Origin of the sequence: Phormidesmis priestleyi ULC007 (genome assembly GCF_001895925.1) — a bacterium.
Lineage (GTDB): Bacteria > Cyanobacteriota > Cyanobacteriia > Leptolyngbyales > Leptolyngbyaceae > Phormidesmis_A > Phormidesmis_A priestleyi_A.
On sequence record NZ_MPPI01000013.1, the window covers coordinates 20449 to 45604 of the forward strand.

Annotated in this window: 30 protein-coding genes, 1 tRNA gene and 1 other annotated feature; of the genes, 20 read left to right on the plus strand and 11 right to left on the minus strand. The window is 48.5% G+C overall.

What is annotated here, in order from left to right:
• Positions 1-16: 16 nt before the first annotated feature.
• The 3 genes from cbiQ to BRW63_RS13270 are packed head-to-tail and all read right to left on the minus strand — an operon-like array spanning position 17 to position 1942.
• Entirely contained in the window at positions 17-793 is a 777-nt protein-coding gene (gene cbiQ / locus BRW63_RS13260) for a cobalt ECF transporter T component CbiQ (RefSeq protein WP_073071844.1), read from the minus strand.
• A gap of 47 nt (positions 794-840) precedes the next feature.
• Entirely contained in the window at positions 841-1179 is a 339-nt protein-coding gene (locus tag BRW63_RS13265) for a PDGLE domain-containing protein (RefSeq protein ID WP_073071845.1), read from the minus strand.
• 16 nt (positions 1180-1195) lie between these two features.
• Positions 1196-1942: an energy-coupling factor ABC transporter permease gene (locus BRW63_RS13270; protein WP_073071847.1), complete on the minus strand. Its 747-nt coding sequence runs from the start codon at positions 1940-1942 to the stop codon at positions 1196-1198.
• 323 nt (positions 1943-2265) lie between these two features.
• Here BRW63_RS13270 and rplS point away from each other — a divergent pair, with 323 nt between their 5' ends.
• From rplS to rplL, 8 genes are all read left to right on the plus strand, one after another.
• Positions 2266-2586, plus strand: a complete 321-nt coding sequence (gene rplS / locus BRW63_RS13275) for a 50S ribosomal protein L19 (RefSeq protein ID WP_425320464.1) — start codon at positions 2266-2268, stop codon at positions 2584-2586.
• A 106-nt stretch (positions 2587-2692) separates the two neighbouring features.
• Positions 2693-2765, plus strand: a tRNA-Trp gene (locus BRW63_RS13280).
• Between the two features lie 115 nt (positions 2766-2880).
• Positions 2881-3105, plus strand: a complete 225-nt coding sequence (gene secE / locus BRW63_RS13285; protein WP_073071851.1) for a preprotein translocase subunit SecE — start codon at positions 2881-2883, stop codon at positions 3103-3105.
• A complete protein-coding gene (nusG, locus tag BRW63_RS13290; RefSeq protein WP_073071853.1) occupies positions 3102-3746 on the plus strand; it encodes a transcription termination/antitermination protein NusG in 645 nt (214 codons plus the stop codon). The genes secE and nusG overlap by 4 nt, the downstream gene beginning before the upstream one ends.
• A 27-nt stretch (positions 3747-3773) precedes the next feature.
• On the plus strand, positions 3774-4199 hold the full coding sequence (rplK, locus tag BRW63_RS13295; protein ID WP_073071855.1) for a 50S ribosomal protein L11: 426 nt from the start codon (positions 3774-3776) through the stop codon (positions 4197-4199).
• 61 nt (positions 4200-4260) lie between these two features.
• Positions 4261-4974, plus strand: a complete 714-nt coding sequence (gene rplA, locus BRW63_RS13300; protein ID WP_073071857.1) for a 50S ribosomal protein L1 — start codon at positions 4261-4263, stop codon at positions 4972-4974.
• Positions 4975-5015: 41 nt separating this feature from the next.
• Positions 5016-5169, plus strand: a sequence feature (ribosomal protein L10 leader region).
• 56 nt (positions 5170-5225) lie between these two features.
• The gene (gene rplJ, locus BRW63_RS13305; protein ID WP_073071859.1) at positions 5226-5753 is read left to right on the plus strand and encodes a 50S ribosomal protein L10; all 528 of its coding nucleotides are present in this window, start codon (positions 5226-5228) and stop codon (positions 5751-5753) included.
• 87 nt (positions 5754-5840) lie between these two features.
• Entirely contained in the window at positions 5841-6224 is a 384-nt protein-coding gene (gene rplL, locus BRW63_RS13310) for a 50S ribosomal protein L7/L12 (RefSeq protein ID WP_073071861.1), read from the plus strand.
• Between the two features lie 75 nt (positions 6225-6299).
• On the opposite strand, the gene BRW63_RS13315 is transcribed toward rplL, so the two are convergent.
• A complete protein-coding gene (locus BRW63_RS13315) occupies positions 6300-6845 on the minus strand; it encodes a GIY-YIG nuclease family protein (protein ID WP_073071862.1) in 546 nt (181 codons plus the stop codon).
• 29 nt (positions 6846-6874) lie between these two features.
• Entirely contained in the window at positions 6875-7198 is a 324-nt protein-coding gene (locus tag BRW63_RS13320; RefSeq protein WP_073071864.1) for a hypothetical protein, read from the minus strand.
• Between the two features lie 93 nt (positions 7199-7291).
• Here BRW63_RS13320 and BRW63_RS13325 point away from each other — a divergent pair, with 93 nt between their 5' ends.
• Both BRW63_RS13325 and BRW63_RS13330 read left to right on the plus strand, forming a co-directional pair.
• Complete coding sequence (locus BRW63_RS13325; protein ID WP_073071866.1) at positions 7292-9757, plus strand: GH116 family glycosyl hydrolase; 2466 nt, start codon at positions 7292-7294, stop codon at positions 9755-9757.
• 524 nt (positions 9758-10281) lie between these two features.
• A complete protein-coding gene (locus tag BRW63_RS13330; protein ID WP_223257377.1) occupies positions 10282-10440 on the plus strand; it encodes a hypothetical protein in 159 nt (52 codons plus the stop codon).
• Positions 10441-10528: 88 nt separating this feature from the next.
• Here BRW63_RS13330 and BRW63_RS13335 read toward each other — a convergent pair whose 3' ends face one another.
• Both BRW63_RS13335 and BRW63_RS13340 read right to left on the minus strand, forming a co-directional pair.
• Positions 10529-11863, minus strand: a complete 1335-nt coding sequence (locus BRW63_RS13335) for a four-carbon acid sugar kinase family protein (RefSeq protein WP_073071870.1) — start codon at positions 11861-11863, stop codon at positions 10529-10531.
• 100 nt (positions 11864-11963) lie between these two features.
• Positions 11964-12398, minus strand: coding sequence for a hypothetical protein (locus BRW63_RS13340; protein ID WP_073071873.1), 435 nt, complete (start codon positions 12396-12398; stop codon positions 11964-11966).
• A 311-nt stretch (positions 12399-12709) separates the two neighbouring features.
• Between BRW63_RS13340 and BRW63_RS13345 the strand changes: the two genes are divergently transcribed.
• Entirely contained in the window at positions 12710-13141 is a 432-nt protein-coding gene (locus BRW63_RS13345; RefSeq protein ID WP_073071875.1) for a pentapeptide repeat-containing protein, read from the plus strand.
• A gap of 84 nt (positions 13142-13225) precedes the next feature.
• Here the strand turns inward: BRW63_RS13345 and BRW63_RS13350 are convergent, their stop codons facing one another.
• A complete protein-coding gene (locus BRW63_RS13350) occupies positions 13226-14998 on the minus strand; it encodes a DUF3352 domain-containing protein (RefSeq protein ID WP_073071877.1) in 1773 nt (590 codons plus the stop codon).
• 171 nt (positions 14999-15169) lie between these two features.
• Here BRW63_RS13350 and BRW63_RS13360 point away from each other — a divergent pair, with 171 nt between their 5' ends.
• From BRW63_RS13360 to hrcA, 5 genes are all read left to right on the plus strand, one after another.
• Positions 15170-15469, plus strand: coding sequence for a hypothetical protein (locus BRW63_RS13360; RefSeq protein WP_083582915.1), 300 nt, complete (start codon positions 15170-15172; stop codon positions 15467-15469).
• Positions 15470-15694: 225 nt separating this feature from the next.
• Positions 15695-17389, plus strand: coding sequence for a GspE/PulE family protein (locus BRW63_RS13365; RefSeq protein WP_073071881.1), 1695 nt, complete (start codon positions 15695-15697; stop codon positions 17387-17389).
• Positions 17390-17433: 44 nt separating this feature from the next.
• Complete coding sequence (locus BRW63_RS13370) at positions 17434-17835, plus strand: hypothetical protein (protein WP_073071883.1); 402 nt, start codon at positions 17434-17436, stop codon at positions 17833-17835.
• A 181-nt stretch (positions 17836-18016) separates the two neighbouring features.
• Positions 18017-18376, plus strand: a complete 360-nt coding sequence (locus tag BRW63_RS13375) for a rhodanese-like domain-containing protein (protein WP_073071885.1) — start codon at positions 18017-18019, stop codon at positions 18374-18376.
• Positions 18377-18548: 172 nt separating this feature from the next.
• Positions 18549-19634: a heat-inducible transcriptional repressor HrcA gene (gene hrcA, locus BRW63_RS13380; RefSeq protein WP_073071887.1), complete on the plus strand. Its 1086-nt coding sequence runs from the start codon at positions 18549-18551 to the stop codon at positions 19632-19634.
• On the opposite strand, the gene BRW63_RS13385 is transcribed toward hrcA, so the two are convergent.
• Complete coding sequence (locus tag BRW63_RS13385) at positions 19631-20680, minus strand: DUF1611 domain-containing protein (protein ID WP_073071889.1); 1050 nt, start codon at positions 20678-20680, stop codon at positions 19631-19633. The genes hrcA and BRW63_RS13385 overlap by 4 nt on opposite strands.
• A gap of 164 nt (positions 20681-20844) precedes the next feature.
• Here BRW63_RS13385 and BRW63_RS13390 point away from each other — a divergent pair, with 164 nt between their 5' ends.
• Together BRW63_RS13390 and BRW63_RS13395 are read left to right on the plus strand one after the other, a co-directional pair.
• Complete coding sequence (locus tag BRW63_RS13390) at positions 20845-21177, plus strand: type II toxin-antitoxin system PrlF family antitoxin (protein WP_073072084.1); 333 nt, start codon at positions 20845-20847, stop codon at positions 21175-21177.
• 2 nt (positions 21178-21179) lie between these two features.
• Complete coding sequence (locus BRW63_RS13395) at positions 21180-21677, plus strand: type II toxin-antitoxin system YhaV family toxin (RefSeq protein ID WP_073071891.1); 498 nt, start codon at positions 21180-21182, stop codon at positions 21675-21677.
• A 116-nt stretch (positions 21678-21793) separates the two neighbouring features.
• On the opposite strand, the gene BRW63_RS13400 is transcribed toward BRW63_RS13395, so the two are convergent.
• Positions 21794-23014 (minus strand): MFS transporter, encoded by a 1221-nt coding sequence (locus tag BRW63_RS13400; protein WP_083582917.1) that lies wholly within the window; start codon positions 23012-23014, stop codon positions 21794-21796.
• Positions 23015-23122: 108 nt separating this feature from the next.
• Here BRW63_RS13400 and BRW63_RS13405 point away from each other — a divergent pair, with 108 nt between their 5' ends.
• Together BRW63_RS13405 and BRW63_RS13410 are read left to right on the plus strand one after the other, a co-directional pair.
• The gene (locus BRW63_RS13405; protein WP_073071895.1) at positions 23123-23398 is read left to right on the plus strand and encodes a hypothetical protein; all 276 of its coding nucleotides are present in this window, start codon (positions 23123-23125) and stop codon (positions 23396-23398) included.
• Between the two features lie 8 nt (positions 23399-23406).
• Complete coding sequence (locus tag BRW63_RS13410; RefSeq protein ID WP_073071897.1) at positions 23407-23838, plus strand: retroviral-like aspartic protease family protein; 432 nt, start codon at positions 23407-23409, stop codon at positions 23836-23838.
• 54 nt (positions 23839-23892) lie between these two features.
• Here the strand turns inward: BRW63_RS13410 and BRW63_RS13415 are convergent, their stop codons facing one another.
• Positions 23893-24969 carry a fatty acid desaturase gene (locus BRW63_RS13415; protein ID WP_073071899.1) on the minus strand — a complete coding sequence of 359 codons (1077 nt, stop codon included), beginning with the start codon at positions 24967-24969 and terminating at the stop codon, positions 23893-23895.
• Between the last annotated feature and the right edge of the window lie 187 nt (positions 24970-25156).

The window sequence follows — 25156 nt, forward strand, 5'->3', positions numbered from 1 at the left end:
CGAGCCAATAAAATAATTAAAAAAGTAGGTAAATTGCTTGACCCGACAGCGCCAAAATTGCCGTTAGGGTAATGGCTACAATATCGCGTTGTTTTGTTTGAGGCACGTCTGCCATCGGGGGGAACCCTTCATAGCCTCGCGCCAGCATTGCTTGATGAACTCGCTCTCCTCGCTCATAGGTACGAATAAATAACGAACCAAACATATTACCAATCACCGTGCGCTGACGCTCTCCATTGCCTAACAAGTTGCGCGATCGCGCCGCTCGCTGCATCGAGTTAAACTCTTCAGCCAATACTGCAATGTAGCGATACATCGAAGCCAAAATTGCGACTAGCAGCGGCGGAACTCGCAGGGCAGCCAAGGCGTGAAGCAAGGCTGGCACAGAGGTTGTGAGAATTAAAACATTCATGACTAACAGCGAGAGCAATGCTTTGATTGACACGCTTCCTAAAATGGTTAGACCTTCAGTGGTGACTCTCAACCAACCCCACTGCCACAGCACCTGACCCCCATCGCGAAACAGCGTTCCGAGAATGACCACACCCATAAAGACAAACTCAACGGCAACTCGCTTTAACAACACCTGCAATGAGACGCGACTCGCAAGAATGATTGCAGTCACAGTCGTGCCATAAATCGCCCACGTCCACCAGCGCCCATTGGGAGTGAGCGCGATCGCAAACACAAACAGCACCGCGCATAAAACTCGCGTTTGAGGAATGAGATGATGCCAAATCGTTTCTCCCTGGCTGTCTATGTCTAATCGAAAGCCTCCAATATGTAACAGCATTCAGTGACCAAAAAATAGAACTCAGTGTAAACAAACAAAAGATTTGGTTAGCGATCGTCTCGAATCTGATCCTCTGGTCGAGAATTGCGGACAGCCAGCTTACCGACTCCCCAGGCTAAACCAAAAACTACCAGGGTTCCAACTAGCCCTGCGATCGGGGTTGCAATCTGTTCAGGAACGCCTCGCAGCGCATACTGATCAAACACCTGATAAAACGGCAGCTTGTGGGCGACGGGTTCTTCAACCGCTTTTTTATCAAAGCCATGGTCTTGTGAGGCTCGATCAAGTCCATCAGGACTTTGACTGGCAAAAGGAGACAGAAAAACGGCAATCAGGAGCGCAATTCCCAATCCAGAAATAACAAACGCGCGATTTCGTTGATTCATAATTTTGCAATCCTGATTAGCGAGGCGAGAGGGGACGAGACGCATTGATGGGTGCAGTGCGAGGTGCTTTATAAAGTAGGTCGGGTCGAGTTCGCCAGATATAGCTAACTGCAATCACGGTGATAATAGCTTCTCCGATGCCAATCATGACGTGCCAGAATACCATCGCAGATAGAGCAACCATGAGGGGCACTGTTCCTGAGATCGCTAATTGAAACGCGCAAACGATGGACGCAACTACTACACTTGTCCAGGCGGCGATCGCGGTTCCAACGATGATGCCTCGAAAGCTATCTCGACCCAAGGCGTAGCGAATGGTGCGATAGAGATAATAGCCGCCAAAGGTGCCAATCAGCCCCATGTTAACGATATTAGCTCCCAGCACGGTTAGCCCCCCATCCTGAAATAGGGTTGCCTGAACGATAAACACCACTGCCATCACCAGCGATCCTGCCCAAGGGCCGAGCAAGACTCCGGCGAAGGTTCCACCGAGTAAGTGCCCCGATGTCCCGCCTGGGATGGGGAAGTTAATCATCTGAGCGGCAAAAATAAACGCGGCACACACGCCCATCAAAGGCACCGTACGCTCTTGATATTCTTCTTGAACTCGATTGAGCGAAACTGCAATCAGTGCGATCGCCAGCACCCAGGTCAACAAAATCACCGGAAAACTCAAAAAGCCATCTGGAATGTGCATGGCTAACTGAGGCATCAGCCAGTGAAGCGGAAAAAACGACGAAATTGACAATAAAGCTGTATCCATTGGCCAGAAATATAAAGGGGGCTAGGCGGATTCCTAAAAACTCAGTAAACTTCCCTCCGCTAAAGAATTCAATCCCGTGGGGGGGGATGAAAGAATAAACTTAAGCAGGACTTAAGTATTGTTACAAAGTAAAAACAATCGATTTTGTAGGCGCGATCGTCTTGCTCTAAGATTCCTGCACAGATATGCAGTCCGTCAGTTACTATAATGTTTGGGCTAGACTCTAGACGAGAAGCGAAACCCTAAGCTACGATAAGCAATTGTGAGTTTTTTGAAGCCCTATGAAAGCGCAGGAACTGATCCGCTCGATTGAAGCGGAACAAATGAAATCAGACCTTCCCATTCTCCATGTGGGCGATACGGTTCGCGTGGGTGTCAAAATTAGAGAGGGCGACAAAGAGCGAACTCAGCCCTATGAAGGGGTGATCATCGCCAAAGGCAGCGCGGGAATTACTCAAAACATTACCGTCCGTCGGGTTTTTCAAAACGTAGGCGTAGAGCGTGTTTTTCTGATCCACTCTCCTCGCATTGAGAGCATTAAGGTGCTGCGTCGGGGTCGAGTTCGTCGGGCGAAACTTTACTACCTGCGCGATCGCGTCGGCAAGGCAACCCGTTTGAAGCAACGTTTCGATCGTCCGCTTTAAGAGATCAGCTTCTAGCGATTGGTCTTTCACAATCACTGATCGCTAAAAGCTAAACCGCCAATAGCTGCTAGACTGGATAAGTGGCAATCAGATCAGTTCGGCTTGTGCGCTCTTAGTTCAGTTGGTAGAACGCAGGTCTCCAAAACCTGATGTCGGGGGTTCAAGTCCTCCAGGGCGCGCTGGACTATTCTGGTTTAGTCCAAGTAAATTCATGGTTTCTTCCAGATTCAGATCATCAAACCTGTAGGGTTGTAAACCACTCATCCATTAACCTGACGGGAGCGCTTAGGAACTGTGGTAAAAAAAGACGAAGCAACCATTCCAGAGCAAAAAGCAAGTTTCAACCCCAGCACGTTTATTCAGGAAGCGCGAGAAGAACTGGACAAAGTGGTGTGGCCTAGCCGACAGCAACTCATTAGCGAGTCGATCGCGGTGATTTTGATGGTGACGCTCTCTGCAACCTTAATCTACCTGGTAGACCAACTCTTTCAATGGGCGCAGCTGAAGGTGTTTGGATGACTTTTACATCAGACGAGTCGAGAGACTTAAATCAGCCCTATAGTGCGACAGGCGAAAATCCAGAGGAAAACGTCCAGCTAGAAAAAGCTCGCTGGTACGCAGTGCAGGTTGCTTCTGGATGCGAGAAGCGCGTCAAAGCTAACTTGGAGCAGCGCATCCAAACCTTGGATGTCGCAAACAGAATTTTGGATGTTCAGATCCCTGAAACGCCTATCTTGAGACCTCAAAAAGACGGTAAGCCTAAGGAAGGCGCTGAAAAAGTTTTCCCTGGCTATGTCTTAGTGAGAATGTTGATGGATGACGACACGTGGCAGGTGATCAAAAACACGCCAAACGTGATCAACTTTGTGGGAGCAGAGCAGAAGCGCCGCTATGGTCGTGGGCGGGGTCACGTCAAACCAATGCCCTTGGGTCATTCAGAAGTTGAGCGCATCTTCAAACAGACCCAAGAGCAGGAGCCAGTCAGAAAGATTGACATGGCAGCAGGCGATAAGATCGTCGTGCTTTCAGGCCCGTTTAAGGACTTTGAAGGCGAAGTGATCGAGGTGAGCGGTGAGCGTAACAAACTCAAAGCTCTGCTTTCAATCTTCGGGCGGGACACCCCTGTAGAACTGGAAGTCAATCAAGTTCAGAAAGTTTAATTTGGATTCTCAAAGAGATCACGATCGATGGCAAAAAAAATCGCGGCGGTTATTAAGTTAGCCATTAATGCCGGAAAAGCAAATCCAGCACCTCCGATCGGCCCTGCTCTTGGTCAGCACGGGGTCAATATCATGATGTTCTGCAAGGAATATAACGCCAGAACTGCTGATCAGGCAGGCATGGTGGTTCCGGTAGAAATCTCAGTCTATGAAGACCGCAGTTTCACATTCATTCTCAAAACGCCTCCTGCGTCTAAGCTAATTGCAAAAGCTGCGGGAATTGAGACTGGCTCAGGTGAACCCAACCGTAAGAAAGTTGGGTCGATTACCCGCGCCCAGTTAGAAGACATTGCCAAGACCAAAATGCCTGATCTCAATGCCAATGATATTGAAGCAGCGATGAAAATCATCGAAGGCACTGCCAAAAATATGGGCGTTACGGTTAGCGCTTAAGACATCGACCACCCTTATCGGGGGAGAGGAAACTCCTCGTTAGCGACCCCAAAGAAGAGCCATGAAAAAAGTATCTCGAAGACTCAAAGAATTGCAGGCAAAGGTTGAAGAACGTGCTTATGAACCAGTAGAAGCGCTCAACCTTTTAAAGGAAACCGCGACAGCGAAGTTCGCAGAGTCGGCTGAGGCGCATGTGCGTCTAGGCATTGACCCAAAGTATGCCGACCAACAGTTGAGAACGACCGTATCGCTCCCCAAAGGGACGGGTCAGACGATTCGCGTTGCTGTGATCGCACGAGGTGAGAAGGTCAACGAAGCAACTGTTGCAGGCGCAGATATCGCCGGGTCTGAAGAACTGATTGACGAAATCCAAAAGGGAATGATGGATTTTGACCTGCTGATCGCGACTCCTGACATGATGCCCCAAGTGGCAAAGTTAGGTCGGGTCTTAGGCCCTCGTGGTCTGATGCCTTCTCCTAAAGGCGGCACCGTGACTTACGACTTGGGCCCGGCGATCGCTGAGTTTAAAGCTGGGAAACTAGAGTTTCGGGCAGATAAAACGGGCATCGTTCACGTCTTGTTTGGCAAATCTGCTTTCCCGGTTGACGATTTGTTAGAGAACCTGAAAGCGCTGCAAGAAACAATCGATCGCAACCGTCCGGCGGGCGCAAAAGGTCGTTATTGGCGGAGCGTTTATGTTTCTTCTACGATGGGGCCGTCGATCGAGGTTGACATTAATGCCCTACGTGACTTTAAATTAGGAGACGCTGCATAAGTCAGATCTTCAATTAGGAGAAAGGCGCAAGAAAAATTTGCTCAAACTGAATAACCAAGCCGGAGACAGCAGGTGCGTTAAGCATAAAATTCCTGCCGAGGTTTGTTTTCTAACATTCTAGATGCACAAGGTTTGCACTGGGATTAGAACACATTTCACCCCGGCATATCACAGTCGGGGTTTGTTTTTGGCTTGGCAGTGAGAGCGAATCTAGTGAGTGATTACAACCCAGCATAAGGAGGTGATTTCGAGTGGGTAGAACGCCAGAAAACAAAAGGCAAATCGTTGCTGAACTCAAGCAATCGCTGAGTGAATCTCAGTTGATGTTTATCGTTAACTACCGAGGCTTAAGCGTAGGCGAGATTGGCGATTTGCGAAATCGTCTTGGTTCTAAAGGCGGAAGCTGCAAGGTAACGAAAAACACGTTCATGGGCATCGCAGTCCAAGATGACGAACGTTGGCAAGCCGTGAGTGAAATTCTCAAGGGCGACTCTGCGTTTGTGATGGTCAAAGATGACCTGGGCGGCGCGATCAAGGCGTATCAAGAGTTCCAAAAAGCTAGCAAAAAAACCGAAATTCGCGGCGGCGTGATGGACGGTAAATTGCTGACTGAGGCAGACTTAAAAGCGATCGCAGATCTGCCTTCTAAAGAGCAGCTTCTGGCGCAAATTGCTGGCGCAATCAACGGCGTGGCAACCAAGCTGGCAGTGGGTATCAACGAAGTGCCCTCTGGTTTAGCACGCGCGATCAAGCAAATTTCCGAGAAGGAATCTGCTTAAAACAACGAATTTTGAGTTGCGAATTCTGCACCGAAAACTCGACTCAAAGTCCAAAGTTCAAAATCTAGAATCTTAGGAGTTAATCTAATGGCTGCTGTTGACGAAATTATTGACAAGTTAAAAGGCTTGACCTTGCTGGAAGCGGCTGATCTGGTCAAGCAAATCGAAGAAACATTTGGCGTGAGCGCTGCGGCTCCAGTCGGTGGCATGATGATGGCTCCGGGGCCTGCGGCCCCCGCTGAAGAAGTCGAAGAGCAGACCGAGTTTAGCGCTGTCTTAGACGATGTGCCTGCTGATAAGAAGATTGCGATTCTGAAGGTCGTTCGGACGATCACTGGGTTGGGTCTGAAGGAAGCGAAAGATCTCGTGGAAGCTGCACCGAAAGCGCTGAAAGAAGGCGTTGCCAAAGCTGAAGCTGAAGATATCAAGAAGCAAATCGAGGAAGTTGGCGGTAAGGTTTCGGTTAAATAATCGATTTTGCCTAAATAACTTTTCTGATGATGGGGGAGTCTCTTTGAGGCTCCTTTTTTTTGGGGCGATGATAAACTATTTCAAATCTAATAATCCTTCTTCTTTTAACTTTGGGTTAAAGCGAATTTCTTCTTGGATTCCTCGCGCTTTTAGCTGAGTTAAAATTTCTGCCTCAACTCGTCGTGCTACATTTTTAAGAATTTTGATTTGGGTGATCTCTTCGATCGTCGTCTTCGTGTAATTTGCCTCTTCTTCAGGAGTCATCATTCCTTTGACTTGAATGGGCTGATTCCATTTAGCTTCGTCGATGCCGTTGCCTGATGGAGTCGAGCCATTTTCAGCGATCCAAGCGTCACGAATGTTTTCGAGCAGAGTGCGACTGGGACGATCGACAGGACTAAACTTCACCCAATAACATCCTTCAGGTTGACGAACTAAATGTTGCTTTAAGCCTAAGAAAATATCGCGAGAAAATCCAACAAACTGTAGGATTTTACTTTGATCAAAAACGGCATATGCCCCAACTTTTCCGCGAAGTTCTTCGGGCAATTGACCGCGATCGTTGATATAGGAAATATAGTCTAGACTCGCGAGAGTTGGAATGTTAATTTGAGAAGTCATTTTAGAACTGTAAGAAAAGTTGGATAGATTTAACTGGCTTTCCTGTAGATTGCACACAACCGACTGGGTTTAAATACTTTTGCTTTAAACATAAAGTTTGGAGGCACATTGACGATCGCATAATCCGCAGAGTTGTGAAACTTCTCAAACTCGGCAGGCATCCCTTTGGGGGTCGCGGTTGTGTAAGGAACGGGCTGAAACAGCAGTTCTGTGAATTCAACTTGATCGCACTTCAGGGCTTGAGCAACCTGCTGTAAAAACGCCTCACTTTTCAGCAACTCAAACAACGCAGTTTTGACTTCTGGATCGAGAGAAAAACTGCTGTCAAAGTTCTCAATGATTTTAATTCCCATTTTTTTCACCGTTGTGAACCTCGATCGTATACCGACTAGGGATGTTTTTCGTAAGGTGATGGTTGAAGTCCCCATTTCCCCTAAAATCGGGAGATGAAAAGACAGCAGCCGTCCGTTAACATTCCCGCATCTGCCTGGAGCCGTTCGATCGGTCGGGGTTGGGAAAAGCCTTACACCGTCCGCTATGCCAGCAATTTAGATGATGGCCCCTGGCACGGGATGCCGCTGGGCGGATTTGGGGCAGGGTGCATTGGGCGATCGTCGCGAGGCGATTTCAATCTCTGGCACATTGACGGCGGTGAACACGTTTTTCAGACGATTCCGGGGTGTCAGTTTAGCGTGTTTGAGCAGCTTGGCACTCAAACTCAGGCTTATGCATTGAGCACCGAAGCCGCGAACGGCAGCTTAAGCACTTGGAATTGGTATCCTGCGAGTCAAGAAGGACAGTCAACCGGAACGTATTCGGCGCTCTACCCTCGGAGCTGGTTTGTCTACGAAAATGTTTTAAAAGCCAATCTGACCTGTGAACAGTTTTCGCCGATCGTTGCAGACAATTATCAAGAGACGAGCTACCCGATCGCTATCTTTGAATGGACGGCACACAATCCGACTGATCAGCCAATTACTCTGAGTGTGATGCTGACTTGGGAGAATATGACGGGCTGGTTTACGAATTCGCTCAAGTCGCCCAATGTGCAGATGCGAGATGACGGCAGCTCATTTTATGACTATCAGCCTCGGATGGGAGAAAGCACGGGAAACTTCAATACTCTAACAGGAGACGAACAGAGAATTGGCGTAGTCATGGGAAGTGATGCAGAAGAGCCTTTAGAAGGAGAGGGACAGTGGGCGATCGCGACCCTTCTCAACTCTTATCTCTGGGAAGTTTTTTATGACACTCGCTGGAATCCGAGCGGCGATGGATCTGAGGTGTGGCGGTCCTTCGCAAAAGATGGCTCACTCTGCGATCGCGACGATGAAACCCCCGCGAAAGCCGGAGAGCAGATCGGCAGTGCGATCGCCGTTCGATTCACCCTCAAACCTGGACAAACCCTCAAAATTCCTTTCATCCTCAGTTGGGATTTTCCGGTCACAGAGTTTGCAGCCGGAGTCAACTATTTTCGGCGCTACACCGACTTTTTTGGGCGCACCGGACGCAATGCCTGGACGATCGCTCGCACGGCTTTGAAACATTACCGAACTTGGCATGAAAAAATTCTGACTTGGCAGCAGCCGATCGTCGATCGTGATGATTTGCCTGACTGGTTCAAAATGGCGTTGTTTAACGAGCTTTATATTCTCACCGACGGCGGATCGCTTTGGAGTGCAGCCGATGAGCGCGATCCGGTGGGTCAGTTTGCGGTGCTAGAGTGTCTCGATTATCGCTGGTATGAAAGTCTAGACGTGCGGCTCTATGGTTCTTTTGGATTGTTAATGCTCTGGTCTAAGTTAGAGAAATCGGTAATTCGGGCGTTTGCGCGATCGATTCCGACGAGCGATGAGAGAACGCGGGTGATTGGCTATTACTACACGCTTAGCGCAGAGCGCAACTGCGAAGCAACCGGGGCAGAGAGTCAGATGGCGATTCGCAAAGTCGCGGGTGCCACTCCTCACGATTTGGGCGCACCCAATGAGCATGTATGGGAAAAAACCAATTACACGAGTTATCAAGACTGTAATCTTTGGAAGGATTTAGGAGCAGATTTCGTATTGCAGGTTTATCGAGATTATGTGTTGACAGGTGCTAACGATATTGAGTTTTTAATCGAATGTTGGGATGCGATCGTGGAAACGCTCCATTATCTAAAAACGTTTGATTTGGATAATGATGGCATTCCTGAAAACTCTGGTGCGCCAGATCAAACGTTTGATGATTGGCGATTGCAGGGAGTGAGCGCCTACTGTGGAGGATTGTGGATTGCAGCATTAGAGGCAGCGATCGCGATCAGTCAGATTCTCATTACTAATCATGATTCCTCATCTATTCACGAATCGGTTGCAATGTTTCAAACTTGGCTTGATCAATCCCGTGCGATTTACCAAGAAACACTCTGGAATGGTCAATATTATCGTCTCGATAGTCAGAGCGGCTCTGATGTAGTGATGGTAGACCAACTTTGCGGACAGTTTTACGCCAGATTGCTAGGTCTGCCTGATGTGGTTCCTCAAGAATGCGCTGAGTCTGCGCTCAAAACGGTCTATGACGCTTGCTTTGTCAAATTCAATCAATTTGTTAGGAATCAGGGTTCTGAAATTCAAAATTGTTCGATCGGGGCTGCCAACGGCGTTCGCCCAGATGGATCTCCCGAAAACCCTAACGCAACTCACCCACTCGAAGTCTGGACAGGCATCAATTTTGGATTAGCAGCGTTCTTAGTGCAAATGGGAATGACTGCCGAAGCCATGACCTTGACAGAAGCGGTGGTTCGGCAAATCTATGACAATGGCTTGCAGTTTCGCACCCCCGAAGCGATTACTGCAACTGCGACTTTTCGCGCGAGTCACTATCTGAGAGCGATGGCAATTTGGGCAATTTATGGGACGTTGAGTGATCGTTGAAAGCGCGATCGAGACTGCTATTGGACATCGCCCATGGGCAGGGCTGATTAGTTGTCACCAGAGGAAAGCTGGAAGTACTGAGCTGCCGTTTTGCTTCTAGATTGAGCTTGACGAGCGAATCCGGGTTACAGCTTTTCTACGACGACCTTCAATTAACGTGAATTCGATGAAGCTTTTCGCTACGGTTGCCAATCCGGGCTGCCCCCTAAATCCCCCAAAATTGGGAGACTTCAAGCCAAGATTCCCGGTTTCAAAGTCCCCCAGAATGAGGATTTAGAGGGGGCACAAGCCGACTCAAACGGAGCAATTAGCAAACTGATATCCACTCTAGTTGAGTCCGAGCAGTGGCACTTTAATAAATCCACGTTCCCAAGGCCGCCGTCAATTGTTTCAGAACGCCTCCGGTTCCGACTAAATCTTCCGGGCTTTGATAGCCTTTGAGCAATTCATCGAGCAGTTCAGGTCAAAAGGTCATGATCGTTAGGTTGGGGGGTAGTGGTTCATTAGATCAAACTTTTGACCCTTTGACACAAACTACTTTAGAACTGCAATCGATCTTCGATCGTGACGTAGATCTGCTTGTCAAAGCCGCGATCGAACGCAGTCAAAACTGGCTGAGGCGTAAAAATATTTTAGAATCGGCACAAACCATTTATGCAACGCGATCGAGAATCTCTCATTGACATCGAAACTGCCATCAGGCGGCTTTGCGTTACACGAGTGGCATAAGCCAAACTAAACTAGATAACGTGATCCCCAAACATCTATCTGTTAAACGCTCCTACTTAGCCGTTGATAAACCGTTGCCAGTGCTGTTTCATCGCCCACATTGCCAGGAAACAGCACGACAGGCAGGTCAGGAAACTGAGGATGATCAGCAGGTGTTTTCACCATCGAAACGCCTGCTAACACTTGCCCTAAAAGGTTTGCAGTTCTCAAAGCTAGACCATCGCTCAGAGTGTCATTTGAGGTGATGCCGCCTTTGCTGATTAAAAAGCCAATATCAGCCGGGAGATGCCGCAACACCGCCATCAAAAGCGCAGACACCGCTTCACCAAACTCTAGCCGAGTCTGAACACTGTCAAACGTCAGTTCTTGCCGACTCGTAAAAATCACGGGCGTGTTGCCAGACTGATGAATCTCATCCACTTTACGTACAGTTTCGTTAAGCAGATCTGAACGATCGCCATTTTCGAGCAGTCGCGTCACGTCAATCTCAACGCCAACCGCCCCAGTTTGCTGTAACAGCGTTTGTAATTGTTCGGTCGTTTTTTTGACGTGAGAGCCAACGATTACCGCTCCTGGTTTGCCGCCTCGCACATATTGCGCCATTGCTTCAGGTGCGATCGGTTGAGGTGGCAAGTCTGCCAACGCGGTCAACAAACTGGCGGCACTGCGGAACAGAAATCGCTTACCCTGAGACGCAGCGGACAGCACATCAGTTGCAAATCGGTTTAAATCATCTTGAGTTTCAGCATCGACTACGCAACATTGATTGTGATTCAAACGTATCAGACGATCGTAAAGCAAACTGCTTTCACTGCCCGATCGCAATTCTGCTAATAAGAACCGTTCTACCTGAGAGGCTTGAATTCTGCCGTGGGTTTTTTCTTCAACATAATCGGGCAAATAGCTATGCCGATAGCCAAACACCGAGTCTCGCGCAAACTCGGTCTGATCAACGGGCGTATCCACTCCATTCACCTTGAGATAATGCACACTCTCGCGAGTGGTGCGTCCTCCTTCAAAAAAGGCAGGAACCAGGAAGTGAGCGTCAAACGAGCCAAGTTCTTCGGCGATCGCGTCCGTCTCGATCGGGTAGTGACCGCGAAGGGTAGAGTCCGATCGGCTGACAACTAAAAAATCTTGAATGTTTTCTAAAGCCAGTGCTTGCTTGAGGTTGTGGCACACTTCCCGCGTGATGGCAGCAGCTTTGTCAGGGGTAAGTGCCCGCGTATTAGTGAGAATAAAAAAGATTGGTGCCTCGTCCGCTAACCCCAAGCGGAGCGTTGCCACATCCCACTGCATCAACAGCAAACAACTGTGAACCGTCTGCGAACCTGTGGGATCGTCGTCAAGAACGATAATTTTAGGTCGAGTCTCCATCCATCACCTGGCAGTCTTTCATCGCTCAATTTACCAGGAAAGCGATCAACAGATTTGAGGTTTGCATGAGAGACACTCACTCAAACCTCAAATTTCAGACCTATTTGCGAATGTCTTTGGCCATGTTGCGGAACATATCCATGCTGGTGTCACTTTTGCGACGCTGTTGAGCTTCGTTGACTTGCGGTGCAGATTGTTGATTCGGTTGCGCCTCAGAACTAGGCGTGGAGCCATTAGACGACGTATTGCTCCCTGCCGAAATCTTGCCGTTCATCGCAGAGATTTCTTTAACTTGTTCCATGTGCTGGGGGCTGTCTACGGTTCTGGCGTAGGTGCGTTTTACCTTCTTAACCGTCCGCATATACTCTACGTCGCCCATGCCGCTAGCAGAATCGGTATCTAGAAAGAAGGCATCTTTCGCCGTTGGCGCTGCGGCAGGTTGCTCTTTTCTCGCAGGTGCGGGGGCTTCTGCTTTGGTCTCGTTTCTATCCGCTTTGTCTTTAGAACTAAACAATCTGCCAATAAATCCAGTCATTGTCGCTTCTAACTCAAATGGAATACATATGTTTATCTTATGTTAAGTTTTGTCAAAAAGCTAGATCGTCCACAGTTTCGTGATCTGGGACGATTTTTTGAAAAAAGATTGCACGATCGACCCTCCAATAAACCCATCCAAACGCAAAAAATCTACCTACTGGGTTAGGTAAACTCTTCTGCTGGCATCACGACTTCCTCACAGTTTTTCGGTTGAATAGATCTATATCCAACAATATTTATTTGATTCGTTCTATCAACACTCTATAAAAACTGTCCTGAGTCTTTCGGTTAATTTTTGAGGAGGAAGGTATGAAAAAGAGCATGATTGGTACGATCGGGCTTTTAGCAACGTTCTGTGTTGCTTTCCCAGCAAGCGCTGCAAACCCTGACCAGGTAAAACGACTTTTAGAAACAGGAGAATGTTCCGGCTGCGACTTGACCCAGGCGAACCTGAGCGGCACTCACCTACTAGGGGCAGATCTAAGAAGTGCCAACCTTGAAGGCGCAAATCTGACCAATGCAAACTTGGAGGGAGCCGATTTTACAGGCGCAAACCTTAGAGAAACAAATTTCACGGGTGCATTTATGACGAATGCAAGTCTCACGTTAGCCGACCTAAGTCAAGCAAATCTAGCAAGCGTAACGATGTACAACGCTGACACGGCTGGCGCAGTGCTAACGGGAATCAACACCCAAAACGCTCAAGTGTTTGGCAGTGGAATTAATGTCGGAGGCGATTGAGAAATGTCCTCTATCGGAATGATTTTGTAGAGGCAATCCCCCCGTGGTTGCCCTCCGTCAGGGGTAGGCACGGGGGCACTACCCCTACAGCTTGATAAACGCGCCGCCTTGTTGCACACCGGGTTGACTGCCGTAGCTGCTAAACGTGAACGATCGCAAATGATCGAAAAAGGGCTGACCCGCCAACTTCAGAACTTTTAGAATCGGGAATCGGCTCTCTAAAAGGGGTTGGGCAGATTTCCAGTCGAGATAGAGATAGCCATTGTTGGGGGTTGCGAGGGGCGCGATCGCTTGCTTAAAGGTCTTGCTCTTTAAGATCGGATTTTGGGTCGCCTTCAGCACTTCACTCATCGCTTCGACTGAAGTTGTGAAAATCTCATAGTTGCCCACAGACGTATGAACTCCAGCCACTTCGGCTTGCACATTCAGGACTTTTTGGTTGCGCTTTTTAACGTCATTAGTCGTTGACAGGCGAGTCCAGACGTTGACGGTCTGATCAGAGACTTGCAGAGATCCGACGCTGATCCCTTGTTCTTTAGCAAGTTCGTCGAGACGCTCGATCGCCTGCTGTGCTTCTTCAGCAGATTTGTCTGCCACAAAAACCCAGTCACCTAAACCTGGTAGGGCCGTTTCATTCTTTGCCAGATTTTCGTCTTGTTGCGGCACTAATCCCAGCGCATACTCTCCTTTGACCCAGCTAAAAATATCTTGCGGCAGATCTAACTTCCAGCGATCGTTGAGTGCGGTGATCGGTCGATTGATTAAATCGGCAACGTTGCGATATCCAGATACGCCTTGAGAAAGACTGCTCCAAAGTTGGTCGAGGTTGACTCCAGATGCCGAAATCGGACTGGTTGCCGGAATGTATTTCAATGCTTCAACGGGTTTAGAGGTTGACGGAGTTGAAGCGATTTCGCCTGTGGGTGTCAAGAGTGCTGTTTCTGCGGTCAAGCCTTGACGATCGAGTCCGAGCGCGATCGCTAAACTCTCATAGGTTGCTGAATTATCTTCAGGCTTGGTGGCAAGTTCAGCTAAAGCAGACTCTTTTCCAGTCAACGCGGCTAGCTGAGGAAAATTCACAAACACTAAGCCGATGCGCCCTTGATTGAGGTGGGCGATCGCCGTCTGATAAGTCTCCGAACTGGCTAATCCTAATTCTGTCGCCTGAACTGTGTTAATCGCATCTCGCAAAACTTTGGGACTATTGGCGAACAAGACAAACTGATTGCCGACCACTGCGCTGGCAAACGAGATCGGGCTGGCAGCGTTTTGCGTCGATTGGCTAGAAGATTTTGAACGATCTTGAGGATCTTTTAAGTCACTTCCGTAGATCAGCTTGGTGCCTTTGTAGGATTCAAATATCAGATCTGCCCCAGCGATCGCCCGTTTTTGCCAAAACACTTGCAGAAATTCTCGCGATCGCTGCGAGTTTTGGGTGCTCATTGCCATTAAATAACCGGGTTGTTGACCGTTTTCGAGGTCGCGGTCAATATCCAGGGTCGTCACCGCTACCGTAATTTCGTCACCCAGCCAGGGTTGCAAATCGTGACGATAATCAAACCCCAGCGCACCGACAATGCCTTGTTTGAACTGATCAAGCTCTGCCCGTGCCTGTCGGCGATCGCTAGGCTTGACGATAATTTGGCGTAAAGACGTTAACCGATCGGGGTTAACCATCAACGATGCCATTACAGGAGCCTGCTTAGAGACAAACATGGCTGCTGACGGTTGTTCTCGGCTGCCGTTAAACAACCCCAGTGGACTTTGAGCAAACAGCCAAAAAAACGCGATCGTGCCCGTTAACAAAAGTCCGGCGACGATGGTTGCCAAGAGATAGAAAAATGAGCGAAGCTTCATGGATCAGCCCAGACGAAGGATTGATAGCGACGGGTCTAACCCGATGCCTTGTGGTAATTAAGGATATCGACAAACCTGTCTTTACCCAAAATCATTATTTCAGCACAATGCCACTGCTAGCTATTAAGATGTCCGCAGGCAAAGACAAAATTAGAAAGAATAAAAATTCCTATGTCTGAGCCTAAACCATCTTCTGAATCTCCAGAGCAGAATTTAATCGAGTCTCTTCCTGCCATGACGCTTGAACAATGGCTCGAAAAACTTCGTCGCTCCGATCGCGCGTTTTACAACATCATGGCTATCGAAGTCTGGTCGATCGCCAAGACAATGGATGGCTTGATTCCGGGATTTTGGGGACGCTTTATGACCAATCGCCGCCTTGCGATGAAGCAGTTTGTCGAGCATCGGCGGTTAGAGCAGCCAACGTCTGAAACGCCTGCGCCTCCCTCCGAATCTTCACCCAACCCCTAAGTATTTAAAAAGAACGCAGGTGTAACTGAGACAGCTTGTAGTCAAGGTCTCGCTACAGTAGGATCGCTGGAGTGTTGGGAATCGCATCCACTCGCCGATCGCCTTCGGCTTAATTAACGTCAGTTCGATGAAGCTTTTCGCTTCATCGAACTGACGTTAATTAAGCCGACTTGCATCACTCTAGCCCTGACAGAGTAATAGTCTGCACTCACTTCTAGGTCAATCATGAAAGCTCCTAACTCCAGTCTCTCTGTTTGGCAACAATTAAAAAATCGTGAGCTGACGTGCGAACAAGCGCTTCACCTACTCGTCGATCTCGATGGCAACGTCACGTTGGAATTGCTCGATCGCGAAGTCAGCAACCGCTTTTTAAGAGAATTTCCCGATCGTAACTCGCTGCCGCCTCTGATTCCGCTGCTGCTGTGGCGAAACTGTTTTTATCTGGGTAGCCCCGTGGCGCTCTCGGAGGCGATGATTCAAAGCTTGAGCGATCGTACTTTCACCGATGTCAAAATCATTCCAGTTTCTGACAAAAGCTATCGTGCGTGGTATCACGTCTCAAATCTAGACCACACCCAAATCAGTGCCTCTCCACTGATCAATCCGCTCACAGGCGAACTAGAGCAAGAAAACATCGGGGAAGTCACCGAACTCTATCTGACAAAAGCCGCAGACCAGATTGGGCGCATTAGAACGATTATCTCTGGGGCGCTGCGAAACCGCGCCAGCGATATTCACTTAGAGCCAACTCCCGATGGGCTGCGAGTCCGCTATCGCATTGACGGCATTTTGCGAGATATTACCACTCTGCCGATCGAGATCAGTCGTCGTGCGATCGTCGCCCTTAAAGTCATGTCTAACATGGATATTGCTGAAAGTCGTCGCCCTCAAGATGCCCGCATTGGCGAGAGCTATGCCTCTGGTCAAGAAACCGATTTAGGATTGGATCTGCGCGTTAGCACCCTGCCTTGTGTCGGCGGTGAGAAAGCGGTGATTCGGCTTTTGCCGCGTCAAAACCCGTTTACTGATATGCACGAGCTAGGGTTTTCAGATGCCAGTCTGGAGATCTATCAAGGCTGGCTGGGTCAACCTCAAGGCATGGTCATTTTCACGGGTCCGACGGGTTCTGGCAAAACCAGCACGCTCTACACCAGTCTGCAAGCGATCGCCACCGAATATGTGAATGTGATCACCGTCGAAGATCCGGTTGAATATGTCTTGCCTCGCATCACCCAAACCCAGGTGCATGAAGCGGCGGGAATGACATTTGCGGCGGGATTACGGGCCATTTTGCGTCAAGATCCCGACATTATTATGCTCGGAGAAATCAGAGACAGCGAAACCGCAGAAACCGCAGTTCGTGCCGCGTTGACTGGGCACCTCGTGCTGACAACGCTACACACTAACGATGCGGTCAGCGCGATTCCTCGCCTCAAAGATATCGGGCCTGATCCGGGTTTAATCAGCGATGCGTTATTGGGAGTCGTCGCTCAACGACTAGTGAGAAGAAACTGTCCGCACTGTTCTGAGCCTTATCAACCGACTGACAAAGATCTCAAAGCTTTAGGCATCGATCGCGATCATGCCCACCTTGATCACTGGCGCAAAGGGAAAGGATGCAATCGCTGCTATGGCTCTGGCTATTTGGGGCGCGAAGCCATCATTGAGTTATTAAACGTCGACGATGCGGTGCGTCAAATCATTTATGAAGGCACGATGACGCAGCTCAACCGCTACTTGATGGACGGCAATTTTGAGTCGTTTCGATCGGCGGCGATCGCCAAAGTAACTCAAGGCATCACCACGATTCAAGAGATCTTGCGCGTTTTGCCTCACAGTGCGCTCTATCGACGAATGCCCGTCGGCGAAGTCAAACCCACTTATCCGATGAAGACTCTGATCAATACTACAGGCGGCTGATGCCAGTACAATGATTTCACTCAATCAGTCTTTAAGCAGCGACGATGACTTCAAATAGCGAACAATCTGATTTCCCCATTCAACGACAGTTAAGCCATCTGACTGATCAAATCGGTCGTCTTACCGAAGGCTTAACCGAACTCAGGTTTTTGATGCAGGAGCAAACAGAAAATGCTCGACAGCAAACCCAGTCAATTCGTGAAATTAACGAAGGATTTAAACAAAGCAGAGAAGAAATGAAAGAGGGATTTCGAGAAATGAGAGAAGAATTTAAAAATAGTAGAGAGGAGATGAGAGAAATTAGGGAGGAATTTCGAGACATCAAGGGGGAATTTCGGGAAATCAAAGAGACCACCAAGCAACAAGCAGCAGTCGCCCAGCAACAGGCAGAAAGCATTACTCAATTGATTGCGCTTTATGGGCAAAATCGTCAAGCCGCTCAGTGACTTGTAGATTGGGAGGAGGGATTGTAAATTCAGTCGTGCTTGTTGACCCGAAAGCCCACCCGGAAATTAATTTCTTGGCGGACTTGACCGCAGCGAGTCGCGACAACTGACACAGGATTTTGAACAGACTCCAGGAGGAATCGCTTAAGCTGTTCTCAATAAGCCGTACGATCGCCGCCCCATGACTGACTCATTTTCTCGCCAACCCTTGCCCGAAGTCACCGTTAGAGAACTTGCTCAGATGTTGACAGACGCTTCAAACACTCTGCAACTCATAGACGTGCGGGAATCGTGGGAGATCGAGACCGCTAGCTTATCCAATTTTGTGAATTTGCCGTTGAGCGAGTTTGCCCAGTGGTCTGAAGCGATCGAGACCCGGCTTGACCGTGATCAAGAAACGCTAGTCTTGTGTCATCACGGAGTGCGCTCTGCCCAGATGTGTCAGTGGTTGATCAATCAGGGCTTTACGCAAGTCAGAAATATTGCAGGCGGCATTGATGCTTACTCGATCGTCGTTGATTCCAGTGTTCCACGCTACTAGAGCAGCGATTTGAATCGTTGATTTTTGATGTGTGTGTTACGACAGTGATCCTAGATAAAAGACAAAATTAAGAATCTGCTATCTTGAATTCAATCCCAATGTGCATCTGTGTCTGAATCCTTTATTGTTCTTGAATTTTGAAAGACTGCGATCGTAATCTCGTTTAATAAAAATGTCCCTACCCATCAATCTCACAAACCGTCAGCAGCAGGTTCTTTGGGCAACGGTGCGCCACTATATCGCGACTGCTGAACCCGTTGGCTCAGAAGCGCTAGTTAAAGAATATAATCTTAGCGTCAGTTCTGCCACGATTCGCAATGCGATGGGGGTGTTAGAAAAATCAGGTCTGCTTTATCAGCCTCACATTTCAGCCGGGCGAGTTCCTTCTGATTCTGGCTATCGAATTTATGTAGACAAGCTGATCAAACCCTCGACTGAGGCGACCAGTCAAATTGAGCAACTGCTGGCAGGTCGCCTTAATTGGGATGAGTGGAGCTTTGAGGCGCTATTGAGAGGGGCAGCCCAGATTCTGGCGACTCTCAGCGGTTATATCACTTTGATCACCATGCCCCTGACGCGCACAACCGAGCTACGCCACTTGCAGCTTGTGCAGATCGACCCTGAGCGAATCATGCTGATTGTGGTTACAGACACCTATGAAACGCGATCGGTGCTGATGGAGTTGCCCAAGCTTGAAGACGATGCCGAAATTGATGCCGAAAAGGTCGATCGTGAACTCCAAATTCTCTCAAACTTTCTCAACGAGCAACTAAAAGGACGATCGCCCGCCGACATCGCTACCCTTGATTGGAGCGAGTTGGGACGCGAGTTTGAACGCTATAGTCATTCGCTCACGTCGCTGCTTGCCGATTTGACTCGTCGCTTTTCACAATCGTCTGCGGTGCCGACGCAAATTTTAATTAGCGGAGTCTCAGAAGTGTTGAGACAGCCCGAATTTTCGGAGCTGCATCACATCAAAACCATCATGCATCTACTCGAAGAAGAACAGCACCAGCTAATGCCGCTGATCTTTGACCAACCCGACTTAGATGGGTCGGGGCGACGAGTTACCGTTCGCATTGGCTCTGAGAATCCTTTAGAACCGATGCGAACCTGTACGCTGATTTCTTCAACCTATAATCGTGGGTCTGCGGCGGTGGGAAGTGTGGGCGTTTTGGGCCCGACGCGGATGGTTTATGAAGATACGATCGCGCTCGTTGAAGCCACAGCAGATTATCTATCAGATGCGCTGGGTTAGTTGATCGGCTTCAAGATTGCTTCTAGCAGCAGATCTGCCCCAAACCGAACGGGATCGGTGCAGGGAAGTCCGGTTTCTTGTTGGGCGTGGGCGATCGCATCTCTAGCGGCTTCATCATCTAAATGGGCGGTGTTGAGCGCAATGCCCACTACAGGGGCAGGTGCAAATGAGCCTCCAGCAGCGGCAACGGTTTCATAGACGTAAACCGCGTTTTGAAGTGACGGAATTGGCACATCGGGAAAGGTGCGAATGTGATTCTGTCCGGCTCGATGCACCAGAATCAAATGAGTGGGCTGACTGCCTCGAATTAATGGCAATGTCGCTGTAGAAGCAGGATTCATCAAAGAACCCTGTCCTTCAATCAACAACATCTCATAGTCATGTCCATAGCGCATGACGAGTTGCTCGACGGCACCTGCGGCAAAATCAACTCGAATTGCATCTAAAGGGATGCCATCACCCGCGATCATGATGCCTGCCTGACCCGTGCCGAGAAACTTCGAGTTTATGCCTCGTTTGTGAGCCGCTCGATCGAGTTCTAACGTCGTCGCCATTTTGCCCACGCCCATATCAGTGCCCACGGTTAAAACTCGCAAACAGGGCAACGATCGCGCTTCACCGCTCCCAACTTTTAACCCCAATGGCTCTTGCCGAATATCCCAAATCCACTGCCCTGCTTTGAGCAGATCTTTGAGTTCGGGAATCGCAGACATTTGCGTGTGCAGTCCATTCATGATCGACAGTCCTGCGGCGGCAGCTTGCTTGAGTTCGGTCAGCCAAGCCTCAGGTAAGGCTCCGCCAGAGGGAGCAATGCCGATCGCTAACACCGTTGGCTGATAGGCAAGTGCTTCGGAGACAGACGAGACGATCGGAGCGTGACAAGAAATTCCGGTGAGGGCGGTTAGGGATTCTCCGGCACATTGACGATCGATGACAGCGGCGATCGTGTCAGGTCGATAACGCAGCAGGGCGAGTCCGGTTTTGCCTTGTGTGCCGCGAATTCCTTCTTGAAGAAGAACAGCAATTCGAGAATTTGACGTGAGCATGGTTTAACTCTGATCGAGAAAGAACTTGAAGCGAGGAAAGCCTTCTATTGATTCGACTCTCCAACAAGTATTCAGACTCTTAACCCAAGCATGTCGTTTTTGACAAGACAATGCAACTGCATTACCATTAGAATAAAGTTTCATCAATGGGTTTTGAGATTGCTATGGACGTAACCCAAGCTCCATGTCCAGAATCTACTTTGACCGATCGTTATCAAACTACAGTCCCTGAACCCGTTCGCAGAGCGCTTGGCTTGAATAAGCGTGACAAAATTTGTTACACCATTCAAGCTAACGGTCAGGTAGTGATTTCTCGCGCTGATCAGACGGAGAGCGATCCCATACTTGGGCAGTTTCTAAATTTCCTTGGGCGAGATATCGAAAAGAATCCTCGGCACCTACAAGCGATTAGCTCTGATTTAATAAGTCGTGTTCAGTCACTGGTTGCTGAAGTTGATCTTGATCTTGATGCACCCCTCTCTGAAGAGGATGAATAAGTTTGTCTGTCAATCCGTCACTAGTGATTAATGGGTGGAACATATTTGCTCATTCTCTCTTCCTCAACCAGGTTGAAGAACTTTTGACGCAGGTTGAACAGTTGCGTCAGAAGCATCCTAAAGACTACAAGAAAAAGAACGCCACGAAGCGTTTGGCTGCTATGGCAAAGCTGGCATTTGATGTGATTCCTCAAGACCCAACCCGCAGCGATTATCGCCAAGGCACTACACTCGGCGATGAGTATAAGCATTGGTTTAGAGCTAAATTTTTTCAGCAATACCGACTGTTTTTTCGATGCCATCAACAGAGCAAAATTATTGTTTTCGTTTGGGTTAATGATGAAAACTCTAAACGAGCCTATAACAGTAACACGGACGCTTATCGAGTTTTCAGGAAAATGCTTGAAGGAGGTCACCCTCCAGACGATTGGAATGATTTACTCAAAGACGCGAAAGGTGAAACTAATCGTTTAGCGAAAGTGGTCAAAGTAGAAATTTAACTGACTCTGACGATGTGGAGAATTTAGCGTTGGCTTGTTAGCGTTGTAATAGAAGATCGCTACAACGATGACTACTTAAATGGAGTCTAGCAAGCTCACGCTCGATCGCTTCACGTCTACCGATCGATTAACTTTTGAAATGGAGCAGCAGACCAGCCCACGATCGCAGCAATCATCAACAATCCGCCGCTTAGACCTAATACTGTCTCGACGCTGCTGAGTTGGGTGACAGCGCCCGCCAACAACAAGCCGAGTGGGACTGCTGCAAAACTAATGGCGATGAGGGAGGTGAAAACTTGTCCCGCCAGCATTTGGGGTGTTTCTTCTTGCAGAATCGTTTGTTCCAAGGGGTTGCCTGCCCCCAACAATAAACCTGCGAATGCGGACAAAATAATGATGATGCTAGGTTGCGTTGTGAAGAACCCACAGAGCGCGATCGCGACTCCACTAACTAGCAGTCTGCCGTAAAAAATTAGAGAGCGAGAACAGAGACGACTCAGCCACGAAAACGACAGAGCGCCCAAGGTTGCGTTGATGCCAAAGGCTGACAGACAAGCGCCTAACAAGGTAGGGTTATTGAAGACTTGAGTGGTCAGCACAGGAAGCAGCAGCCCTAAAAAAGGCAGAATCACAAAGTTGGCAATCATGCCGATGAGTGCTAGCGATCGCAGTTGAGAATTACCAAAAATGAAGCGTATGCCCAGCAGAATATCGGTATGGAAACTTGCTGGTAATCGCTTCTGTGTCTTGGGAACTGCCAGGATGAAGATGATGGCGCAGAGCAAAAAACTGGCAGCATTGACGAAAAAGGCATTGATAGTTCCGACGGTTCCGATTAAACCAACCCCGACGATCTGGCCCACAAAATCAGCCCCATTCTCTAGTCCACCGCGCAGCGTATTCACTTTTTCTAACGGCTTTCTAGCAAACCTGGCAAGTCTGGGTACGAGTGTTTGTCGGGCAGCAATGCCGGATGGATCGAACAATGCGCCAACAAAGACTAGTAGAAAAACTAGGCTGGGTGAGACCTTGCCGAGGTAGATAAAAGCCAGTGGCAATGTTAATACAGAAATGCAGCTTAACAGATCAGCTATGATACTCACCGACCATGCACCCAATCGGTCGATCGCTCTACCGCCTACAAACGCAGCCATTAGGATGGGAATAATATTTGCTGCACTCGCAATGCCAGTCATCAGAGGCGACTGAGTTTGTTGCAATATTAGAATAGGAATGGCGATCGCCGCAATCTGATTGCCCAACAACGAGAGGAACTCAGCACTGATCAAGCCAAATAAGGGGATAGTTGATGTCCTGAGATTTATGAAATTGTTCATATAGCAATTCCTGGGTAGATAAAGTACATCTTGGCTTGTTAAACAAGAGACTTAAGCCCCTTGTTTGTATCTCACCGAATTGGGAAACGCTATAGAATATGAATCATTATGTTTAAAGTTATTTCTCCTGGTTTTTCACAAGAGTGCGATCGCTGGCTGGATGCGTTAACAACCGCTAAGTCGCTGATGCCCCAATGCAAGTGGATGCAGGATGTCCGCATTTTTGAAGACGGACATTTGGTGTGGATTTATAGTCGATCGCATAAGTATCCGCAATTTGTAGGAGCAGGGACTTACGATCGATTGGCAAAGCGATTTTTGTTAGAGACGATCGTAGACGAAAATGCGGTAGAAATTAGAAACGATGAGGAACTCTCTAACTAGGAAAAACAATGGCTGAACAAACAATAATGGGCGCGGTTCGCACAACTGTAAAACTAACCAATGCGGGTGACGAAAGTATGGTGAGCCGGGGAGTCCTTGCTCCTCGTCATCTCCGCGAATATGAGGGGCAGGCGCTTGTCGATACGGGCGCAGTTATGCTGGTGATTCCGCAAAGTGTGGCAGAGCAGCTTGGCTTGCGAATTCGAGGTCAGCAGGTGGCTAGATTTGCCAATGGTGCTGAAGAACTGGTAGGGATTACAGAACCGATCATCGTCGAGTGTGAAGGGCGGATCACGGCCGATGAAGCACTTGTTGTAGGGGATGAAATTCTGATTGGGCAGGTGATATTAGAAAAGTTGGATTTGCTGCCAGATTGCAAAAATCAGCGATTAATTCCTAATCCAGCTAATCCTGATTACCCGGTTGCGATGATTAAATAAAAAACGATCGCTCCTCTCAAAGAACGATCGTTACTCAACAAAACAATTCAACCGCTAGTTTCGTGAATTAGTCGGAGATTGATAATAAATCTTTGAGCCGTCATCTGAGACGAAGTGACACGCTAGATAAGAGCGGAAGAACCCCTTCCAGATTGGTTCGCTCGACTTGCGATAATAACCGCCCAAAACTGGCTTAATCGCTTCGGTCGCTGTCTTGAGATGATAGTGAGGCATATTTGAGAAAATGTGGTGCGCCACATGCGTGCCAATGTTGTGATGAATTGAATTGAACACGCCATAGTCACGATCGATCGTAGACAGTGCCCCTTTCAAAAAATACCAATCAGTGCCGCGATACCACGGAATATCGTCTTCGGTGTGGTGGAGAAACGTCACTAAATCTAGCCACACGACAAAGCCGATGTAGCCCATCAGATAATATTTCACCAAAAACAGCAGCCCGTGCTGATAAGTCAAAACGCCCAAGAACCCGACCATCAAGATTAAACAAACCGTGCTGGTGATCACGCCGTTTCGTTCGGAGGGCTTAAAGAGGGAACTGCTCGGCATAAAGTGAGAACCCTGCTTGCCCGGAGAGCGACGAAACAGATAGAGCGGATATGCCAACAAGGGCAGATAAAAGCGCATTAGCTTTTCTGCATGGCCCATCTGCTTGTATTGGGTCTCGGTGACTGGATACCAGCTTTCGTCAGTTTCAATGTTGCCCGTGTTGGCGTGGTGAGTGCGGTGGCTGATGCGCCAACCGTGATACGGCACCAAGATCGGGGTGTGAGATAAATGACCGACGAGATTATTCAGCCATTTGTGTTTTGAGAATGAGCCGTGTCCGCAGTCGTGCCCAACCACAAAAAGCGCCCAAAACATGGTGCCTTGAGCAAACCAGAAGATTGGGTAAAACCACCAGGAATCGAGATAAGCGGCTAGGGCATACAGCCCTGCCAAGATTCCTAAATCGAGAAAGAAGTAGGAGAGCGATCGCCCAGTAGATGGCTCAAAACAAGAATCTGGAATCGCCGATCGCACATCTTTGAGAGTAAAAGGAATCTCACCTGATTGTAGAGAAGGGTCTACTACAGCAGACGAATCGAATGAAACGGAATGAACTTGCACGTACTTTTGGGTCTGCCGAAAACTTAGTTAGCTCGGTCATTTTAACGTTTAGAGGTGTCTATTATCACAACTAGAGCTTAACTTTGTAAAGAATTTTCAAGCGTCTGCCTAATTTAGTAAGGATATGGTAGAAAAATTTGCATCTTAGAGTAATCCCCTGCCATTAACTTTGTTCAGCAAGATCCCC

Excerpts from the sequence above, each read along its gene's own strand:
- cbiQ (WP_073071844.1), bottom strand. The coding sequence starts at position 793 with ATGCTGTTACATATTGGAGGCTTTCGATTAGACATAGACAGCCAGGGA.
- BRW63_RS13265 (WP_073071845.1), bottom strand. The coding sequence starts at position 1,179 with ATGAATCAACGAAATCGCGCGTTTGTTATTTCTGGATTGGGAATTGCG.
- BRW63_RS13270 (WP_073071847.1), bottom strand. The coding sequence starts at position 1,942 with ATGGATACAGCTTTATTGTCAATTTCGTCGTTTTTTCCGCTTCACTGG.
- rplS (WP_425320464.1), top strand. The coding sequence starts at position 2,266 with ATGAAATCAGACCTTCCCATTCTCCATGTGGGCGATACGGTTCGCGTG.
- nusG (WP_073071853.1), top strand. The coding sequence starts at position 3,102 with ATGACTTTTACATCAGACGAGTCGAGAGACTTAAATCAGCCCTATAGT.
- rplK (WP_073071855.1), top strand. The coding sequence starts at position 3,774 with ATGGCAAAAAAAATCGCGGCGGTTATTAAGTTAGCCATTAATGCCGGA.
- rplA (WP_073071857.1), top strand. The coding sequence starts at position 4,261 with ATGAAAAAAGTATCTCGAAGACTCAAAGAATTGCAGGCAAAGGTTGAA.
- rplL (WP_073071861.1), top strand. The coding sequence starts at position 5,841 with ATGGCTGCTGTTGACGAAATTATTGACAAGTTAAAAGGCTTGACCTTG.
- BRW63_RS13315 (WP_073071862.1), bottom strand. The coding sequence starts at position 6,845 with ATGACTTCTCAAATTAACATTCCAACTCTCGCGAGTCTAGACTATATT.
- BRW63_RS13320 (WP_073071864.1), bottom strand. The coding sequence starts at position 7,198 with ATGGGAATTAAAATCATTGAGAACTTTGACAGCAGTTTTTCTCTCGAT.
- BRW63_RS13325 (WP_073071866.1), top strand. The coding sequence starts at position 7,292 with ATGAAAAGACAGCAGCCGTCCGTTAACATTCCCGCATCTGCCTGGAGC.
- BRW63_RS13335 (WP_073071870.1), bottom strand. The coding sequence starts at position 11,863 with ATGGAGACTCGACCTAAAATTATCGTTCTTGACGACGATCCCACAGGT.
- BRW63_RS13340 (WP_073071873.1), bottom strand. The coding sequence starts at position 12,398 with ATGACTGGATTTATTGGCAGATTGTTTAGTTCTAAAGACAAAGCGGAT.
- BRW63_RS13345 (WP_073071875.1), top strand. The coding sequence starts at position 12,710 with ATGAAAAAGAGCATGATTGGTACGATCGGGCTTTTAGCAACGTTCTGT.
- BRW63_RS13350 (WP_073071877.1), bottom strand. The coding sequence starts at position 14,998 with ATGAAGCTTCGCTCATTTTTCTATCTCTTGGCAACCATCGTCGCCGGA.
- BRW63_RS13360 (WP_083582915.1), top strand. The coding sequence starts at position 15,170 with ATGTCTGAGCCTAAACCATCTTCTGAATCTCCAGAGCAGAATTTAATC.
- BRW63_RS13365 (WP_073071881.1), top strand. The coding sequence starts at position 15,695 with ATGAAAGCTCCTAACTCCAGTCTCTCTGTTTGGCAACAATTAAAAAAT.
- BRW63_RS13370 (WP_073071883.1), top strand. The coding sequence starts at position 17,434 with ATGACTTCAAATAGCGAACAATCTGATTTCCCCATTCAACGACAGTTA.
- BRW63_RS13375 (WP_073071885.1), top strand. The coding sequence starts at position 18,017 with ATGACTGACTCATTTTCTCGCCAACCCTTGCCCGAAGTCACCGTTAGA.
- hrcA (WP_073071887.1), top strand. The coding sequence starts at position 18,549 with ATGTCCCTACCCATCAATCTCACAAACCGTCAGCAGCAGGTTCTTTGG.
- BRW63_RS13385 (WP_073071889.1), bottom strand. The coding sequence starts at position 20,680 with ATGCTCACGTCAAATTCTCGAATTGCTGTTCTTCTTCAAGAAGGAATT.
- BRW63_RS13390 (WP_073072084.1), top strand. The coding sequence starts at position 20,845 with ATGGACGTAACCCAAGCTCCATGTCCAGAATCTACTTTGACCGATCGT.
- BRW63_RS13400 (WP_083582917.1), bottom strand. The coding sequence starts at position 23,014 with ATGAACAATTTCATAAATCTCAGGACATCAACTATCCCCTTATTTGGC.
- BRW63_RS13405 (WP_073071895.1), top strand. The coding sequence starts at position 23,123 with ATGTTTAAAGTTATTTCTCCTGGTTTTTCACAAGAGTGCGATCGCTGG.
- BRW63_RS13410 (WP_073071897.1), top strand. The coding sequence starts at position 23,407 with ATGGCTGAACAAACAATAATGGGCGCGGTTCGCACAACTGTAAAACTA.